This is a genomic window from Flavobacterium sp. (assembly GCF_965284515.1).
Classification (GTDB): Bacteria; Bacteroidota; Bacteroidia; order Flavobacteriales; family Flavobacteriaceae; genus Flavobacterium.
The window spans coordinates 20,109-39,415 of sequence record NZ_OZ260089.1; the positions used below are offsets into that span (position 1 = coordinate 20,109).

A 19,307-nucleotide genomic window follows, 5' to 3' on the forward strand; every position below is an offset into this window, starting at 1 on the left:
ATGTTTAAAAAAGTCTTGATAGCTGAAGATATAGATAGTATCAATTATGGTATTGAAAAAGTATTAGAAGGCATTCCAGGTGTTCAAACTACACATGCTAAATATTGTGATGAAGCATTATTGAAATACAAAAAAGCACTTATAGATAACGATCCCTATGATTTACTCATCACGGATTTATCTTTTAAACAAGATCATAAAGAAACTGTTTTAGCCAATGGAGAAGATTTAATATCAGCCATTAAAGAGATTAATTCAGACCTGCCTATTTTAGTATATTCTATTGAAGATAAACCTTATCGTATAAAATGTTTATTCGATTTATATACCATTAATGCTTTTGTGTTAAAAGGAAGGTATAGCTCACTAGAGTTAAGAGAAGCAGTTAGCAAATTAAAAGTTGGTGAAAAATACATTTCAAAAGACATTGCTCATTATTTATATACAAAAGAAGCTGAAGAAATAACCGATTATGATATTACTATATTAGGCTTGTTATCTGAAGGGTATACGCAAAATGAAATTTCAACTCACCTTGATGCACAAAACGTAAGTCCATCAAGTGTAAGTGCAATTGAAAAGCGCATCAATAAATTAAAAACACAACTGAAAGCTAAAAATACGATTCAACTGGTTGCTCTTGCGAAAGATATTGGAATGATTTAGAATTTAATAAAGTGTTGTTTTAAATTGTTCAAAGAAATTCACCCCATTTACTATCTATATTAGATATGTGATTGTGTTCATAAAAACTATTGTCTTAGTGTTATTTTAAAAAAAGTGGATTGATAACACTTTTTAAGTAAGTTGATACTTCGATATTATCCGTTGTATTTTTTCAATATTAATAGTAGGGTTTATTTTTTCTTTTAACACTTTTATTTAATTTCCAATTCTATCTAGTCGTGAGGTCTTGGAGATAATTCAAAAGGGTTTTCCATTATATTGATTTTAGTAGAAAGTTAATATTTACAATTTTTTAAATCAAATAAAATACACTTTTAGATTCTTAAATTTACTATTCTAGTTTTTCAATTCTTTTGAAATTATATAGCAAATCAATCAATGAATCGTCAAATTTATGTTTTGCAAGTAATAACCTATTGTCTAATGTACAAAAGCATTTTCCATTCAGTGCTTTAAAATTATTTTCAATAAATTTTTCGTATTCGTTAGGAATTAGATTACATTCATAGAATTCAAAACCACAATCTTCTTTATCATTGAAAAAATTTAAAAAATGATTTCTAAAGGTGTCTTTAATTTCTTTTCGGAATGTTAGTATTTCAGATTCGTTGAAGTTTGTATATGCCTTTAAAACGTATAAAAAATTGATTTTATATTGGTGTACGAATAATGTATCCCTATCAAATAGCCTTTCTGCAAAATGACATGAAGGAACAGGCCTACCTTTTTTCTTTATTGAATGTATATCATAGTTTTCAATGTCATCTATATATCCATAGATAAAGAAGTTAGGTGATATGTTATATCCTTCTGTTATTTTATCCCTATATCTTAAATTTCCTATATGATTTTGACCTTTTTTATTTAATAAATCTATGTTGAACTGAATCACATTTTTAGCATAAGTAAATTGTTTGTACTTAGATACATTATTCGCTGTACTGTCTGATTTATAATATTTTGAATCACCTATGTAGAATATGTTACTTGTGTCAATTAATGATGTATAGTCGTAAATATGGTCGATAATTTTACCATCATCATTGTGTTTTAATTTATTAATAGTTATGCCATCAACCTCAAGGTCATTTAGTTTGTCAGAAAATAATTTATCTACCATGTCCTCAAAAACAAGGTTATAATTACTGATTGCTAAAAAATCTTCTCTTTTTCTTTTAATACTACTTTTATCAAATTGTGAAAAATACAATTCACATAATACATACATTTTCTTTAAAGCGTCATTGAAGTACCTGTGTTTTATTTTTCTAAGTTTTACACTACCATTTAGACATAATCTATCAAAAGTTTTACCTTTTATAAGATTAAAGGATTTATCAATTTTAAGATTTAAATTGTGTTCAGTATTAAGATGGTTTAGTATAGAAAAGAAATAAGTTAGTAATTCTTCTTCAGTATTTATTATTTTCTTCTTATTTGTAATTTCAAAATATACAGGTGTTTTACCATTTGATAAAACAGGCAAGGACCTCTTAATAGTTTTTTCCCATTTTGGCTTTTTGGCTTGATTTGAGACAAACTCTATGTGTTTGAATAATATCTGTTGTTTGTTCTTTTTATAGAAGTTTACAAAGCTTAATAAAAGGTCTAGAAAAGAATATTCTTTATTTCCTAAATTTGTATTTAGTTCAAATGTTTCTGTATTATGAATTATAGAAGTATCTGTATACCTCTTTTTAAATTCGGTTAAACTGTTATAAAAATGTACTGATAATTGACGAACCCAATTGTTTTGTGTTTTGTGCTTTATTGATTCATTTTTAATTAAATCAACTAAATCACTTTTTTCGCAACCAAATACCGTTTTATCTTTATCCCTCATAAAAACTTTTGGAAGCATAAAAACCAAGCTGTTTTTCTCAAATGAATGATAATACCCTACAGACGTAATTGTTCCGTCCAAGCCATTTTGTTTGTAAAACTTTGGATCATCGAATACTTCTTGAAGTAAATCGATTGGATATATTTCGTTCTCAATTAGAATTTTCATTATTTAGAATTCCTTTTATTTGGCTTCAGTAGCTTGCCCTAATTGAGAATCATTCTCTATGACTTCTTGAGATTTCTTTGGTTGTAATTCAATTCTGTCAAATAATTCTTTGATTTTCTTTTTACCATTTGTGTTAATTGGGAAAAAATCTTCATAGGAAGTGTTTTCCTCAAATACTTTATCATCTTCGTCTTTAAAAACATCATTCCATAAATAAAACAGTACTTTATTTATAAATGGTTTTAATGTAATAGTTTTATCCTTATCGGGTTTGATAAAGTAATTGCCAATACACTTATCCATACCTAAAGAAGGATTGTTTTTTATATGATTTAAATTTACTTTTTCAATGAATTTAATCCAACTATACTGCTTGCCATCTTCAATATCAATTTCAAAATTGAAAGAATCATTATCTTTTCCAAAATCATCTTCTGGAGCATAACAAATAGGAATATACTCCCAATCCCAACGTCTTTTAAAAGCACTGTCCATTGGAAATAATGACTGATCGGAAGTATTCATTGTTGCTAGAATACTTAAATTTGGAGGTAGTTTTAACCCATTTATAACTCCTAAATGATTTCTATCTTTAAAAGCTTCATTTATCAAATATTCTTTTAACTCTTTGGCTGGAGATACTGTATAATTTGAAGTTCTGTCTAATAATTGAAAGATTTCTCCAAATATTTCAGCACAATTACCTCTATTGATTTCTTCAATCACTAAATAATATTGATTTTCTAAATCTTTCCAAGCGCGCTCATAGATATTAGTGAAGGCTTGTGGAACGAATTCATACTTAATTATATCATCGCCGTTTTCATTTTTGAAAGAAATTGGTTTGTAGCCACCAATAAAACTTGAATTATCATATTCAGGATGAAAAGTTATTCTTTCGTAATATTTTGGATCTAATATTTCTATTATTTTATCAACCTTAAAAGATTTTCCTGTTCCTGGCGCACCATAATAGATAGTGTTTTCGGTTTTTATTAAAGGTGATTTGTTTTTGTTTATAAAAATTAGAGAGTATAGTTTTCCTTCTTTTATTATTTCTAAAGTATTATTAGTAATATCACTTAAATAACGATTGAAATTTTTAAGAGTCAATCCATTTCCTTCGACATCTCCCCATTGAGTTGAAAAATAAGAAAAATCATTCTCTAAAATAGTAAATCCATCCTCAAAATATCTTATGGTATTACTTGATGTGAGTTGTTCTTTTAATTGTTCAGTCTTAAACTGTCCAATTAAATTATCTGAATTAAAATAATCTGGAATTGATATACCTGAGTATTTTGTTTCATTTATTTGACTTTCTTTTATTTTAGAGTTCTTTAATAATAACTTAACATCATGATTTTTAAGTAAATACTTAAAGGAATTAAATATTATCCACTTTAATTTTTGTTTTTCAAAAATAATATTATTCAGACTAGAAGCTATTTTAGGCTCATATTTTTGAGCTAAATTTTCGAGTTCTTGAATAGTTGTATTTAAAATATTTTCATTCAAATCAATTTCATTATCTGAATAAAGATTGATGTCAACTTTGTTTGCCCAAAGTATTAGTTTTGAAATAGTTGTAAAAAGAGGTTTTGTTTGGACGGTAACAATTGCATTTGCAGCTGGATCCTTAAAATGTAACGCTCCTAAATCTCTCCATTCTTTTTCAACGTAAGTTTGGTGTCCATAGAAAATACCAGTATTATTCAATATGTCTTTTATAATTAAAATAAAAGAATCTAATCCAAGAACGAAATACTTATCACTAGTATTAGAAAAGGAAATATATCCGCCTCTTTCACTAAGAAGTGCTTTAAATTTCGACTTATTATTTACATCAACGAGATATTGTTTTAAATCTTCTGAAATCATAGTAATTGATTGTTTATTTCTTGAAATATGGTTTGAATAACAGGAACAGACACACTATTTCCGAATTGTTTGTATGCTTGATTATCAGAAACTGGGATTATAAAATTTTCTGGGTATCCTTGTAAATTTGCAGCTTCTCTAGGTGTTAATTTTCTTGGGTTTGCATCTTCTTGCTCAATCAAAATTTCACTTCCATCTTTGTAATATCTAGCTGATATTGTACTTGTATATTGTGTGTTTTCGTTAACTGATGAAAAGCCAAATCCGTTTCCTTTTTCTTTATGCTCTTTTCTTCGTCTTATATGTCCAGCATATAATTTATCTGAAATTGTATACTTTGGATCTGGGTTCTCGGTTAATATTTGTCCAACATTAGTATTGGTTGCATTAATTAATTCATTTACATGAAAAATTAAATTTTCATCTTGGTCGATACCTAATGGGAAATTAAATGTTAAATTTAAATTGGTACGCCAAGCAACAATGAAAAGGCGCTCTCTGTTTTGAGGAATCCCAAAATTTTTAGAATTTAAAACTTGTGAAGCAACTGTGTATCCTAATTCTTCTAAAGTTCTAATTATTGTTTTTAATGTATTTCCCTTATCGTGACCTCTTAACCCTTTTACATTTTCAAGAAAAACAACACTAACTGGATTGCCTGACTCTACTCTTCGATTTAAAATATCTACTACATCAAAAAAAAGTGTTCCTCTTGTATCTTCAAAACCTCTTTTTAATCCTGCGTTTGAGAAAGGTTGGCATGGGAAACCTCCACAGAGCACATCGAATTGCTCAGGTATATAAGATTTTGTTGTTTCTTGAGAAATATCTCCAAAAGGTACTTCTCCAAAATTTTCTTTGTAAGTTATTTGGGCAAATTTATCCCATTCACTTGAAAACACACATTTACCTCCATTGTTTTGAAGGGCTAATCTAAAACCACCTATCCCAGCAAAAAGGTCTATAAAAGTAAAAGTAAAATTATTAGGTGTAGGGAATGGTACATTTATAATGTTTTCTTGGATTTGCTGTACAACATCGTTACGATTTAATTTAAGATTGTCAGTATCATTTTTAAATTCGATAATTTCGTCAAGATATTGAAACGCTTCTTCTTCAAAATGATTTCCAATACCATTTTGAAGATTATGTAAAAAATGAGTTACTATAGCCTTTTTGTTATCAATATTGTCAATAAATCTCAATTTAAATTTTTTATTATCAAAAGCTTCTATCATTATTTCTTGTTCTTCTTTCAAATTGATTATTTGCGTTCTAAATTATCTAAGGATAATTTTAATATAGCAGTTGCATTATCCTCTTCTTTTATTAAATTACAAACTTGGTCAGCTAACCAAATTGTGCACAAATCCTTCTCATTTGCTTTTAAAAGTAATGCTAGGATAGGAATATGTTCTCTTTTGGCTCTTCTTTCTCCACGTTCAATTTTGCTTAGCATTGCAGTATCCATATCTAGTACATTTGCTAATTGTCTTTGCAATAGTTGGTTTTGTTCCCGTAATTGTTTTATGTATTCTCCAAACTTCATGTTACTGTAATTGACTTGTCAAATTTTGTCTAATTTAGTATAAAGTTGGAATAAATTATTTAAATAAAAGGAAAAGTTATTCACAAACTTTAAAGCTAATTATATTGTTTTTTTTTTTTAATCTTGGATGGTTAATCCACATATAGTTTGTTATTAAGTTTACTTTATTTAAACTATTGATTATTTACTCTCTGAATTAAACTGTTTGTTGATTTCAAAAGCTGTTGCTATTTTATCATTTTAGAAAAATATCCATATTCTTCATCAACTAATATCCTTCTGTCTAAACCTAAATTCATTACTTCACATGCTGTTTCAGCTACTAAGGAACAAGAGAAGCAAGCTGCCAAGTTAAAATCAAAAAGACCTTGACCTTCTGATTCCCAACACAAAGGATCAGAACTACAATCTACACCTCTTAGCAATGCATTTTTAATTAGCTTTTCTATATTGTGTTCAGATGCCTGCGAAACAAGGCCTCCCATACTTCCTTCTGACCCATCTGTCGTATAAATTAAAATTCCAGCCATAAATTCTTTGCTATCAGAAGATATATACAATCGTTCCTTTAAACTAGCTGTTGGGTAACCACATGCAAATTCTAACTCACGCATAATCAAGTGAGAAAAACTATGAATAATAAAATACTTTTGTCCACATCTATTTAGCATTTCCCATGTACCATAACCTTGGTCATGTTTATCGAGGTTTCTTACAATAATGTTTTGAATCCTTGTGTCATTTACAAGCTTATTCAAACTGTCTTCGTTAAATTGAAAAAAAATTCCTTCTCCATAATTTTGAACAGAAGGTAAAACATATTGTTGGTCATCTTCACCTTCATAAATCCTTTTAACATTAGAAGAATAACCAATATTACCATTTTGATCTTGAAATCCTACCCTAGGCTTATTGCGGTTAAAGGATAATTGAACTTGGGTAAGCTTTAGTTCAGAAACTTGTTTTAAAGATGTAAAATATTGAGTTAAATTATCAGATAAGTTAACATTATTGAATCTTAAGCCGCTTTCATTAACTTCAAAATTATCAGTAAAACATTTATATTCATAGAGACGATAATTTTCATCGTCATATTCTTTTAAGTCTTTCTGAGTACAATTTTCTTTATTAAAAAAAACACTTCTTAATTGGATTATGAAATCTTGGTTAACTATATTCTCATCAATTCCCGCTTCATCAATTAAAAAGTCTTCATCAACTTTACCATCAAACCACTCTTCTTTTAATAACTTTTGATTTCTTAAAAATTGTTTATTAAACCTAACTTCACAAAAACTTAAACCTTTTGCTAGGTCTTGATTTTCAAAGCCATTAGGTTTTAATTGGAGAGGTACATATAAACTGTTTTTACCAGTAGCATAATACATTCTATTAGCTGTAACTAATGAAACTTGCATTACACCTCGGTTACCATTAAATGAACATAATTCATTATGAATATTACTATTTTCCGTAAACTTTCCGTCTACATTTATTTCCCATGGTTTATGTCCTTTACATAAACATTTAAAACTGTTTATACCACCCAGATTTTTTTTCTTACCGCAAATACATTCTACAAAAACATTTTCAAACCCTTCTGATTTGTTTGTGCTTTCTGTCCATTTTAGAGATGGATTTCCACAACAATATTCAATTTCATCAAGATTTACAGGGTCATTTCCAGAATTGAAGTTATTAATATATTTGCTCCAAGGAATATCCATTAAATGCCCATGTTCGCAAATTAAGGCCAAATTGGTCTGGGTTAATTCATTATAAATATCCATTGTTTCATAATTACCATCCGCATCAGTTTTTCTGCGTACATTTTTACTTTTTAATAGCCCAGGATCTCTTGGAGGTGCGAAGTGACTGGTTTTAACATTTGCATTGCATTGTACCAAATTTCCCCAATCTAACCTCCACTTATCTAGTGTTTGAAGCTTATTATTTTTGCCCACAAACCACTTAGGAAAATGAGTTGCTTGAATCATGTAGTTGTTTGAAACAGCATTATTAACAGACAGTCTTATAGGATGATTATTCCATTCAGGAGTGTTGAAAAAGTCATTAAGATTTATTTCGGGGATAGGTAGTAGTAGTAGTAATGCCGATAAGTTTTCAGAGATTTTTAAAAATCCAACAAACCTATCGTCATCAATTGTACTTAAGCCTAACTCATTTTTTATTCTTTTTGTTGAATTCTCCAACAAAGTAGCCATATTAGTCTCTCTTTCATTTTGAATAATATTAACAGCACTTTGAATAAAAGGCCATTTATTTATAGATGATATTAAAATATAATTACCCGTTTTAGCTGCTATTATTGCTCCTACACCTGATGTGGATGATAGTAATTTATACTTGTCCATCCCTAAGTTGTATTGATTTCGTGTTAAAATACTCATTTTAAAATTGGTTTATATGAATTAGTGCAGTAGGCTCTATATTTCTTAAACTCATTGCAACTTGCCATTTTTTTTGATACTCTTTAATATTTAAATTATTTAACGGACTGTATAAATCAGCCTCAGCCTCAGCTTTTCCAAAATTAGCGTTTTTAAAAACCAATTCTAGGTTGTCTATATTAGAAATATTTTTTCCATTTAACCAACTCCTAATAGCAATTATTATCCATTCTTTAATATAATTTAAATCAGTCTCTGACAACAATTCTCGTATTGCTTTTTCTGTATGATTCGCTAATCTAGTTTGTCTATTTTCAAAATATGAAATACATCGCTGTACTATATTATCAACATCCGTTTGGGTGATATTATTTGCTGTATTTCTATTCGCAAATTCTTCAAAAAAATGTCTCACAATTGTAGCCACATACAATGGCATAAACTTATCTACAGCCTTTTTAGTAAATGGAGTTATAGAAATGGGCTCTACGTAACTATACATTTTCTCATGAAACTCGATAAACTTTTCGTAATGAGAAAGATCTCTAGCTCTAAAAGGATGATGTACTGTTATTACCAATCCTAAATCATTTCTTGCTACACGTGAACTAGCCTGAATATACTCGGCCGTATTTCTTGGCATTGAGTTCATGACAATTGTATTGAACCTGCTTACGTCCAATCCAACCGAAATCATGTTTGTGGCTACCACAAACTCAGGAACAGTGTTATATTGTTGTTTAACCCAGATTTTACCCTCTTTATCTAATTCTTCTATTGGAAAGCGATTAGGACTCCAGTTACTTTCAACTCTTTCCAATTCTTTTTTTACTTCTTCACCAGAAAGCCTACCAGTTAATTCTGCTTCTACCAATTTGTCCTTCATTGCATAAATCGGCTTAAGAAGTTTTTGGCTTCGCATACTTCGATTTAGTACCTTTCGTGTTTCTTTAAGGATATATGTTTGTACTTGAGATTGTGTTCTTCCTACTTCTTTAACACTATTAAAATATGAGACTACAGAGTGGTAATAGTCTTGTGTTTTTTCTAATTCATCAGTAAAATTAGGAGTTATAGTATCGTCTTTATGATACTCTAATTCAAATAAAGCCCTGTGAGCTAAACAGAGTGCATCAATTCTCATTTGCATCCAAACCTGAGTTCTTCCGGTAGGTAAAATGCCAATATATCTCCTGTTAGAAGCGTAATTGTATCCTTTTGGGTATTCATGTTTGTAGTCTCTTTTATACATTCCAAAGAAACTATCGTCGCAATCTATACCTGGCTTTGGGAATATGCTTAAGTTTTTATTAAATAAAGCTTCAATTTGTAAACCAGTATTTCTAGTAGTAGCAGTTGAACTTATTACCTTTGGTTTAGTACCGTCTTCTCTAGTACAGAGTTGTTCAAAAGCACTCTCAAATAAAGCCACCCCAGTGCCTAAAGGTCCTAATAACAAATGCAGCTCATCTTGAATAATTAAATCAGGTGGTAAATATCCGTTATTTGGTTTGTAACTTTCCCAATTCCCTCTTCCAAATATACGTCTAGAATCTTTTTTTCTGCCTTCGTTTGAATTATCAATTCTATGCGCTAATTGAGCGAATTTATCAACTGTACCAAATAATAATGCGGGAGGATGCTGATAAATAGCTTCATCTGATAATAAAAATGGGAAAAAGCCCATGTCAGGCCTTTGTTTGACTTGAGGACCTAAAGGTGTCCTCATTGCACATTTAATATTTGTGCACTCTAAACGTCCAATATCATGATTGAAATTGTTATTTTGATCATTTAAAATTTTCTCTAAACCTTTAATAGGTGAACCACAACAAACACATTTTTCGAATGGAATTTTTGATGGTATTTTGTCATTTAGTTTCTTAAATTCATCTATCAAACCTTTACCTTGGTTTCGTGTATCTTTGGTTTTATTAGGTATTTGGTTATCTCCTACATATAATCCAATTCGTATGGGTTCAACTCCTAAGTCTTGACCAAAACTTTCATGCCCTCTACGCATCAATTCTAGTGCAATAATCAACTTGCTTGCACGCTGAAATTGCTGTAAAGTTAGCAACCTTAATGTGTAACGCATTATAGCAGCTGTTCCTCCTCCTGTTGCGCCATATTTCATTTTACGGTGGATAATTGTTAAAGAAATTAATCCCAAATAAGCCTCGGTTTTACCTCCTCCAGTAGGAAACCAAACTAAGTCAACTAATTCATTTCTTTTTTCGTTTTCTGAATTATCGTCAAAAATGCCATCCAAATTAAGTAGTATAAATGCTAATTGAAAAGCTCTCCAGCCAGCTGATACTCCTTTTTGGAAAATATCATCTTTACATTTATCTTTATAAAATTTGGCGTTAAAACCTGAAAACTGGTCATCGTCCATAAGGCTTTTTATTTCCTGTTTGAACTTTTTGTCTGAATATTTACCATGCCACATCTGTATAAACATGGAAGTATTCATTAATCTAAATTTCTTCAAATTATCAGAGCCTTTTAAGAGATATGTTTCAACATTATACTTTAGTCTTTGATAATCACCAGAACACTTCGCCAATTCATTTTTAGCAATTTCTTTTTCCTTTTGATTTAAATTTTCCTTATCAACAAACTTTTGTTTTTGGGAGATCCATGTTCCATAAGCTTCAATAAATTCTTTAAGACCTTTAATAATTTCTTCATCCCTTGCATCAGAAAGTGTTGATAAGAACTTAATTTGTTGAATTTTGGTGTTTTTTAAAAACTCTGGAGCGCTACCATTAATAGGTGTTTGTGATGTGTCTCTTGGTGTAGGGTCCACATCAGGAGTATCACAATATGGCATATAATTAGTTTTTACGAAACCATTTCCCCAAGAAACGCTACATCCATGACCAATCCCAAAATCCTTCATTTCTCTGTATAGGAATCGAATCGCAGCACCTTCTTTATCATCTATTGCTGTATCAGTATTTCTATCATTGTATGCTTCTAATTTTTTGGAGACCACTTTACATTCAACACCGAAAAAGCAACGTTCATTCACTCCTTCAGTAGCCATGGAGAAATATTTCTTATCCGTTTCAATAAAATCACTACTTGTATTTAATACTTGTATTTTACAATATATTAAATCATTGTTTCCTCTTGTATCTTTACTCAACTGAAGGTTAATACTTAATGCTGCTTTTTGAGCATCATTTAAATCAACTTTAATTAGGTCCTTTAAAGTTGAAAAGCTATTACCTTCCTCATCAATAAAATCAGCTTGATGCAATTTATCTCCACTAAAAATCTTCTTAATTGATTTACCTAACTCTAATTTTTTAACATTAATCTTTTTCTTTAGGGTTTTTGATTCCCAAACACCATAACGCCCAGTAAATGTTTCATGTGCATCAGCTAAATGGCTTAAAATATTTTGATATTTTTCTAACTGTTGACTGGCTTCATATAAAATTTTTCTCTGATTGGAATCTTTACAAAACTTTAGCAGCTGATTACATAAATGCTTTAACAGACTATCTACTGTTTTAACATTCTCTTGACTAAAACCTTCTGTAAACAAATTTAAATTGTCTTGATAAAAATGATTTCCTAGTTCACTGGAGGCAAGATTTAAAATATTTTCAATTCTTTGTTTTTGTTTTCCTTGTGAATTTAATATTGGATTTCCATTGCTATCAACTAAATTAATTACTGGGTAGTTTGAAAATTGTTTTGCAAAAGAAAAGCTACCGATTTCCTCTATTTTAAAATAAATTCCTAAAGTTCCGAAATCACCTAACTTTGTATTTAATACTTTTATGAATTCATCTTTAGGTAACTCAATTCGTATTCCAAAATTCTTAACATCATCATTATTGACTCTTTTGTAGTGACGCCCAGTTAATAAAATTTCAAAACCTTCCTTTGTTAAATCATCTTCCTTCATGCAAAACGTAAACCCCATTGTTTTGGGATACATCTGATCCATTTGAGTTTCATCATCATCATCTGATAAATTTCTTTCTTCCAAAATATTGTTATCATCGGTATCTTCAATAGGATTCTCAATAACTCCTTCAACGGTGTTATTGTCAGTTTCTTCAACAGTGTTCGCTTCAGCTTTTTTCTTACCTTTATTAGGAAATAAAATACCCGAACTATAATAAATACCCGGAACTACAGTAAGTGCTTCTTCACTATTATCAGAATAATTTTGGTTGAGAAAGGTGAATTCAGTTTCATTATTAGTTCTAACGACTCTATTTCTTCCAGCACCAGGTCCTATTACTTGTTCTCTTAGATACGCTTCTAATGAAGCTCTTTTTGTTTTAATATTAGACATAATTAATTAGGAACAATGTGTTCAATTTTATGGATAGGTTTTAATTTCATTTTTTCAATTATTTCATAGCATATTTGAATACACGCATAATTTAGTGAGTCTTTGGTAAACCCAAAGAAATCCATGTCAACTCTTTTTTCTATTTTATCAATCGAAAAGGTTAAAATATCTAAAAGAGCATCATCATTTATATGCTTATCAAGGATACCATATTCAACAATGGCTTTAATAAGCTCTTTTAATTTACTATGTAACTCTTGTGAATGGCCACCAATTAAATTACGTTCTCTATGCATAGCAGCTCGGTATTCAAGCGGTAGACCCAAATATTTACAAATAGCTTTAAAAACTTTTTTTTCTCTAGGGATTATAGTATTATTTTCAGGATTGCAGTATGCGTTTTCAAAAGTATTTAAACTAACAAATTGTTTGATACCTGAAACACTCTCGATTTCATTGAAAACATTTTCAACTCCATATTCTTTGGCCTTACTTTGAAGTAACTGTTTCCATAACCTACCATCATGTTCATTTAAATTAAATTTCTCCCATAGTGGTTGTATAATTTGAAATATACTTTCATCTTTTTCAATAGCCTTATTTAATTTACTTAAATCTATTTGGGTAATAATATTTTCTAAATTTGAAAAAAGAAATTTTCCCTCTAACGAGTCAGTATTGATCATTAATTCTTTAGCACTTTTAATATAGAATTTTTTGTCTTTCTCTAAAAGAAAAGATGAACTAAATCGGTATCTATAACTATTGGTAGAGTTGAAGTGAATAATAATTTCCTCTTGCGGGTTAAAAGAATTTTTATGTTCACTTTCATGCAATATATCCCATTCATTTAATGATTTTTGAGGTCTGAATGATGTAAGCTTTTCTTTTATTTCAGATATAACTTCTTTTCCAATTAATAATTCTCTTGTTTGTGTATTCATCCTATTAAAAAGATGTCTATCATCGTTATATGCTTTCCATAAATAAGTATTTTCAAAAAAGTGTTTTAGAAAATAAGCATAAGAACTAAATTCATTTATAGTAAAGATATTTTGCTTTTTCCAAGCATGATTATAATCTAGAACAAGTGAGTTTGATTTTTCATTGAAACTTAACCAATCTACAAACTTCTTTTTTGGAAATAGTGTCTTTAGAAGATCAAATATTAAATCATGATTTAATATTTGTGTTGAAATAACAATTGTATTTATGGATTTTTTGTTCAAAAATTCAGTTAGTGAATTGTACCATTTAGAATCTATTTGGTAATCTAGATAGTTTGATAGATAAATTTTCAAATCATTTCTCTCATCTAATGATAAATATCTGAATAGTTCCTGTTTTGTATCACTTGACAGAAATGAGCCATTCTCATTAAACAAATCTTCTAAAATAAAATCTTTAATTTTTGAATTAAATACGAGGGATAATATATTTCGTATTTTATAACCGTTTAATTCCTTCAAGTTATTATTGTTTACTTGAGCAACAAAAAAATGGTAGGAAAGTAATTGAGCTTCTTCTATATTATAAAAATTAATATTCATATTTGTAATTTATAATTCAAAAGAAAATACGGTATATATTTCTTCGGACTGAAATTTATTTTGTTTATACATTTCCAAAAGTGCTTCAGGTGTTTTTTCTCCTGAAGTTATTGTAATAACCTTAGTGAAGTTAATTCCTGGCAATTGATTCCAAGCATTAATGTTTTCAGATATAAAATCACTATACCAAACTTTTTTTCCTCTCTCCGCTGGAAATAAACTTATTATAGTGCCAATGTTTTGAAGAATAAAATCATCAATATCATAAATATTTTGTAAACTGTTTCCAAAATTCACATAAGTATTCAACGACTTAGGGAATATTGAAAAATCTGATAAATTGACACATTTTCCTGCACTTGAATTGAAGTTTAGTAGCAATCCATTTTTTTGATTATTACTATTTATGCTTTTTATTTTTTCAATAAATTTTAACTTATGTTTTAGCCCATGCCTCTTTCTAAATATTTGATTAGTGGCATGTCCGTTATTGTCACTTGGCATTAAAAGATCACTTTTAGTAACTTTTTTCAAAAAGTTTATTTCATTATCTAAAAAATCTTCATCATATGAACATCCAACTAAAGTTTTCCATGCAAATAAAGACGTAAGATTATCAAGGAAGTAGTCAGATAAATTTGCATTTATATGAATGTGTAAATATTGACCTGAAAATGCTTTAATTATTATATTAATGTAGTCAAAAATTCTATTTAATTCATCACATTTTTTTATTTCATTTAGCTTTTCAAGATCTTTTACTGAGAAAACTTTTTGATTTCTATTTCCTTTTCTATTTTGATCTTTTTTAACTTCATCTATAAAAAAATCCAGTAAAGAACAAAAAATTTGAGAGCTCTCGAGTTTCTCAATTAAATCATTTAGTTTGTTAATATAGTTATCAGTGATAATCCTACTCATAAACAACATAAATTTTTAGGTTACTTTTAGCTCTTGTAATACCAACATAAATTTCATGTTGGTTTATGGCTGTAGGTTTTTTTACAATTAAAGCTACATTCTCTTTTTCTAGTCCTTTAAATTTCAATGGTGAAATATATCTAAGAACATTTGATTTATCTGTAAGATTACTTTCTGTTAAAGCTTCGCAATCATTCATAATTAATTCTTCGAGATTTTCACTTTTTAGCAGAGAGGATTCAACAAGCAAAATACAATCCTTCCCTCTCAAACTACTATCTGGCTTTCTTATTGATTTTAAAAAATCTTTAACCATTTGATTTTTTGCTTCTTTGAAAGTTGAAAATTGCATTACAATATCAGGATATAAATCCATTGTTAAATTTGTATCAAGCTGATAAACATCTTCTAGAATTATTGAGGCTAACTGTCTTATAATTGGATTATTCACAGACCTATGTGCAAGATTCATTTGATAATGAGTAAAATACATACTTAACAAATCAATGTCATCGTTTATGTTTTCTTCGCTTAATGAATATGCTTGTTCGCTGTCACACAAAAAAAGTAAATTGCCGTTTTCCAAACCTTTACCATTAGCACTTAATTTATCCATTAAGCTTTCTACTCCTCGGTTAATAATATCTTGTCCTTCATCTATAATAATATAATCATACTGGTTCTTTATGTTCATGGAGAAAAAAGTCAATACTTTATTCCTAAAATCATCGATAGTATCATCAAAGGAAAGATTATTTAAACCTAATTCTTTTAAAAAAGAAAAGTAGGTATTTACTTCTAAGTTAGTCAATTGTCTTTCCTTGACCCTTGATTCAATTTGAATTTTTAGTAGCCTATTCCAACATAAGTAAAGACCTTTTAAATGCCTTTTTTGATCTGCATAAGCAAGAGCAAAAGTTGTTTTACCACAACCAGGAATGCCTTCGATTAAAACACGCTGGTTTTTACTTAAACCACTAAAAATTTCAAAATTCATAAGACCTAACCACTCATAAGTTTCTTTGTTACTAATGAATGGGTTTGAATCTGCAAGACTGGGTGATAATATACTTTTAATATTATTTAAATCCTTGTCTGTTATTTCATCAAATTTGAAATGGTGTTTGCTTTCTATTTTATTTTTAGTAGAATCAAACCTGTTAGATATAAATTGGGTTAATGAAATACCTCTTTGTGATTGAACATTAGTGTAGACGACATCACCGAATAATTTTTTTTGTTGTGAAAAATCAATTTTTGTAAATGGAAATACACAAACATCTATAAATAATTTTTTTGAATATTTTTGAAGTACTTTCTCTTTTAAGGTAAATTTATAACCCTCAACCTGTTTTAATGGACTCTGTTTCATTAAATCCAAATTTCCTTCATGTCGAAAACTAAATTCACTATTATGAAATTCAACATGTCCGCCTTTAACTTCGATAACGCAGATTCCTTTTTTACAAATAAGTAAAAAATCTATTTGGGCTTCATTTTTTTTGTATGGATTTCGAGTTTCTGAATGTGTGCCTAATTTTAAATCGTGCCAAACAAAAAAATCTTCTGGACTATCTTTTAACTCATTAAAAAGTGTTCTGTAAACAGATATTTCACCTTTTAATGGATTTCCATTTTTATGAAGAATTATTTTCTCTAAAGCGTCAATAGGATTATTTGGATGAAAAATTACAGGCATAAGTTATTTTGAATTAGCAATTGTTGCTATTTTATTAATAGCATACAAGGCAAAAAGTTGTTTAGCAGGAACAATGTTTTTAAGAAAAATATTAATATCAGACTGGATAAAATTAGTTTCATCAATTTTTGTATTTTGAATAACATTACCTACTTCATCTACAAGAAGAGTTGGTTCTAAAAAATTCGCTGTGGACTTTTGTAATTCAAACATCTCTTGAAGTTCTTGTGAACTACCTATTTTTTCCGAAAAACCATTATTAATCACTTTTAAAAATTTAGGTCCACCTTTAATCTTAGAAATAATAGACTCTAATTTCATATAGTATTGATCATCAATATGCTGAATAGGGAATCCTTTACCTGTTCCGTACTGTATTGAAGTTCTCCATTTTCCATCTGCTTTATTATTTTTTTCAATATTGTAATTTGAAAGTGTAACTGTCATATTTCCTTCCTTAAACGGTTGCCATCTACATCTAGCATTTTTATTTTTTATAGGTGGATTGTTAAATACTTTTCTTGAATAATTATTTAAGTTTAATACCCCCTTTAAATTAGGAACAGTATTAATAATTAATGTTTTTCCTTGTTTTATTCCAAGTGTAATTAATACAGTTGATGCAAATGCTCTACTTACAGAAGAACAAACAGCATTGCCAACTAATCGCCATTTTGCATTATCAGAACCTATAAACTGATATGTAATTGGAAAACCCATAATTATAGCAGCTTCTCTTACTGTTGGTAACCTATACTCACCGTCACCAGTTCTGTTGATTTCAGATTTATAAATTATAGATTCTCTTGAATTGGCTATTTTAGTAGCAGTTATCGTTCTGCTTGGATTATTTTCATTTTCAGGGAATGACATTTTACCCATAAATGGATGGTTTGTTTTCCAGTGTTTAGAAAATCTCCATTCTGCTTCATACACTCCAGTGTCATAGAAATGATCAGTAATTTTGTCTAGCTCAAGTTTTATAGGATATTGAATATCCTCAATTAATACTTTACTTTTTATTTCAAAAGGAGAAGGGAAATTTCTCTTAATTAAACTAATTGAATTGTAAAGAGGTAAATTTAGTTGAGACTCTTTTTTTTGGTGAGTTGGCTGAGGTACAATTAATTTTTTCTTTTTTATAATTTCGCCGGATATGACTCTTTTTCTTGATTGAATAGAACCATAATCTGCTGAATTTATAACTGAAGTATTATCAAATAAATCAATAGCAATTTTTAATGGACTAATTCTGTGTTTGTTTGCCCATTCAGTTAATTCTAGATCTTTAAATGTATATTGAGTTTGTAAGTATCTTTTAGAATTAACTACATTTTCCATAAACCAAGCTTTCAAAATGGAGTTAGGTTGATGTTTCTTTACTGCAACTATTCTTAAAAATGTTTCAGTTAATTCAACTCCTAGAGATTTGTCTGCATTACCAGATTTATTTGAACTTGAAAAGCTTACGCAAGGCGGACTACCAATTATTATGTCAGTGTCGGGAAGATTTTCTATTTCTTCAATTGATTTCTTGAAATCTAAAATATTTTTTACTTGACATTCTAAATTAAAATTATGGTTATATGTATCAATAGCTGGTTTCCAATGATCATAACCATGTTTAATTTCAAAACCCATTTGTTTGAAACCTTCGGAAAAACCTCCAGCACCACAAAAAAAATCTATGACAGTCAAATTATTCATTTATTGAAGTCTACTTTTATTAAATTATTACTTTGTAAATCTAAAAAATTTAAAACAAACTAACCAATTCAAATTATGAATAAGTTTGTGTTTTTTATCAGTAATTTTTTATAAAATAAATATTTTCAAATTTAAGAAATAATAAAAATATAACTTTACGGTTTTCCGTATTTAAAGTAAAAACTATCTTTTATCTTTTTAATTACCTTCAAAAGAGATCACGTTAAACATGTTACGCATCCTAGAACGCAAACGATTACCATACATTTTTTCTATTTCTGAAGCGTAGAGGTTCTTAGTAATGTGTGTAATAGTATTATTCTCTATAAATTGTTCGTATAGTGTAATTAATATCTCGGCCATTACGTTCCAGTCGTTTCCAAAATGTTTGATTTGAAAACAAGATTTATAATTTAGGCTAAAAAAATTGAAAATAAATGTTATTTATTTAGTATATTTGACTACAAATAACAGTACACGATACCGTACACGATTTACTTAAATAAGTTAGTATTTGGGGTATAATTTTTGAAAAAAAAATCAATTCATACCCCTGAGGTCAGCAGTTCG

The 19,307-nt window shown here is 28.8% G+C and carries 12 protein-coding genes; 1 reads left to right on the plus strand and 11 read right to left on the minus strand.

Annotated features, from left to right (window positions below; genetic code table 11):
- Complete coding sequence (locus tag ACQ65T_RS00115) at positions 1-666, plus strand: response regulator (RefSeq protein WP_430399088.1); 666 nt, start codon at positions 1-3, stop codon at positions 664-666.
- A 352-nt stretch (positions 667-1,018) separates the two neighbouring features.
- Here ACQ65T_RS00115 and ACQ65T_RS00120 read toward each other — a convergent pair whose 3' ends face one another.
- The 11 genes from ACQ65T_RS00120 to ACQ65T_RS00170 all read right to left on the minus strand — a co-directional run bounded on the left by ACQ65T_RS00120 (position 1,019) and on the right by ACQ65T_RS00170 (position 19,100).
- A complete protein-coding gene (locus tag ACQ65T_RS00120; protein ID WP_430399089.1) occupies positions 1,019-2,698 on the minus strand; it encodes a hypothetical protein in 1,680 nt (559 codons plus the stop codon).
- A 15-nt stretch (positions 2,699-2,713) separates the two neighbouring features.
- Positions 2,714-4,579, minus strand: coding sequence for an McrB family protein (locus ACQ65T_RS00125; protein ID WP_430399090.1), 1,866 nt, complete (start codon positions 4,577-4,579; stop codon positions 2,714-2,716).
- Entirely contained in the window at positions 4,576-5,838 is a 1,263-nt protein-coding gene (gene dcm / locus ACQ65T_RS00130) for a DNA (cytosine-5-)-methyltransferase (RefSeq protein WP_430399091.1), read from the minus strand. Before dcm ends, ACQ65T_RS00125 begins: the two co-directional genes overlap by 4 nt.
- A 5-nt stretch (positions 5,839-5,843) precedes the next feature.
- Positions 5,844-6,128 (minus strand): helix-turn-helix domain-containing protein, encoded by a 285-nt coding sequence (locus ACQ65T_RS00135; protein WP_430399092.1) that lies wholly within the window; start codon positions 6,126-6,128, stop codon positions 5,844-5,846.
- A gap of 227 nt (positions 6,129-6,355) precedes the next feature.
- Positions 6,356-8,539: a DrmB family protein gene (drmB, locus tag ACQ65T_RS00140; RefSeq protein WP_430399093.1), complete on the minus strand. Its 2,184-nt coding sequence runs from the start codon at positions 8,537-8,539 to the stop codon at positions 6,356-6,358.
- Position 8,540: 1 nt separating this feature from the next.
- On the minus strand, positions 8,541-12,860 hold the full coding sequence (locus ACQ65T_RS00145; RefSeq protein WP_430399094.1) for a helicase-related protein: 4,320 nt from the start codon (positions 12,858-12,860) through the stop codon (positions 8,541-8,543).
- A 2-nt stretch (positions 12,861-12,862) separates the two neighbouring features.
- Entirely contained in the window at positions 12,863-14,410 is a 1,548-nt protein-coding gene (locus ACQ65T_RS00150) for a hypothetical protein (protein WP_430399095.1), read from the minus strand.
- 9 nt (positions 14,411-14,419) lie between these two features.
- Entirely contained in the window at positions 14,420-15,331 is a 912-nt protein-coding gene (locus ACQ65T_RS00155; protein ID WP_430399096.1) for a hypothetical protein, read from the minus strand.
- Positions 15,324-17,030: an NERD domain-containing protein gene (locus ACQ65T_RS00160; protein ID WP_430399097.1), complete on the minus strand. Its 1,707-nt coding sequence runs from the start codon at positions 17,028-17,030 to the stop codon at positions 15,324-15,326. Before ACQ65T_RS00160 ends, ACQ65T_RS00155 begins: the two co-directional genes overlap by 8 nt.
- Positions 17,031-17,033: 3 nt before the next feature.
- Positions 17,034-18,737, minus strand: a complete 1,704-nt coding sequence (locus tag ACQ65T_RS00165; protein ID WP_430399098.1) for a DNA cytosine methyltransferase — start codon at positions 18,735-18,737, stop codon at positions 17,034-17,036.
- A 198-nt stretch (positions 18,738-18,935) separates the two neighbouring features.
- Positions 18,936-19,100: a hypothetical protein gene (locus ACQ65T_RS00170; RefSeq protein WP_430399099.1), complete on the minus strand. Its 165-nt coding sequence runs from the start codon at positions 19,098-19,100 to the stop codon at positions 18,936-18,938.
- Positions 19,101-19,307 lie beyond the last annotated feature (207 nt).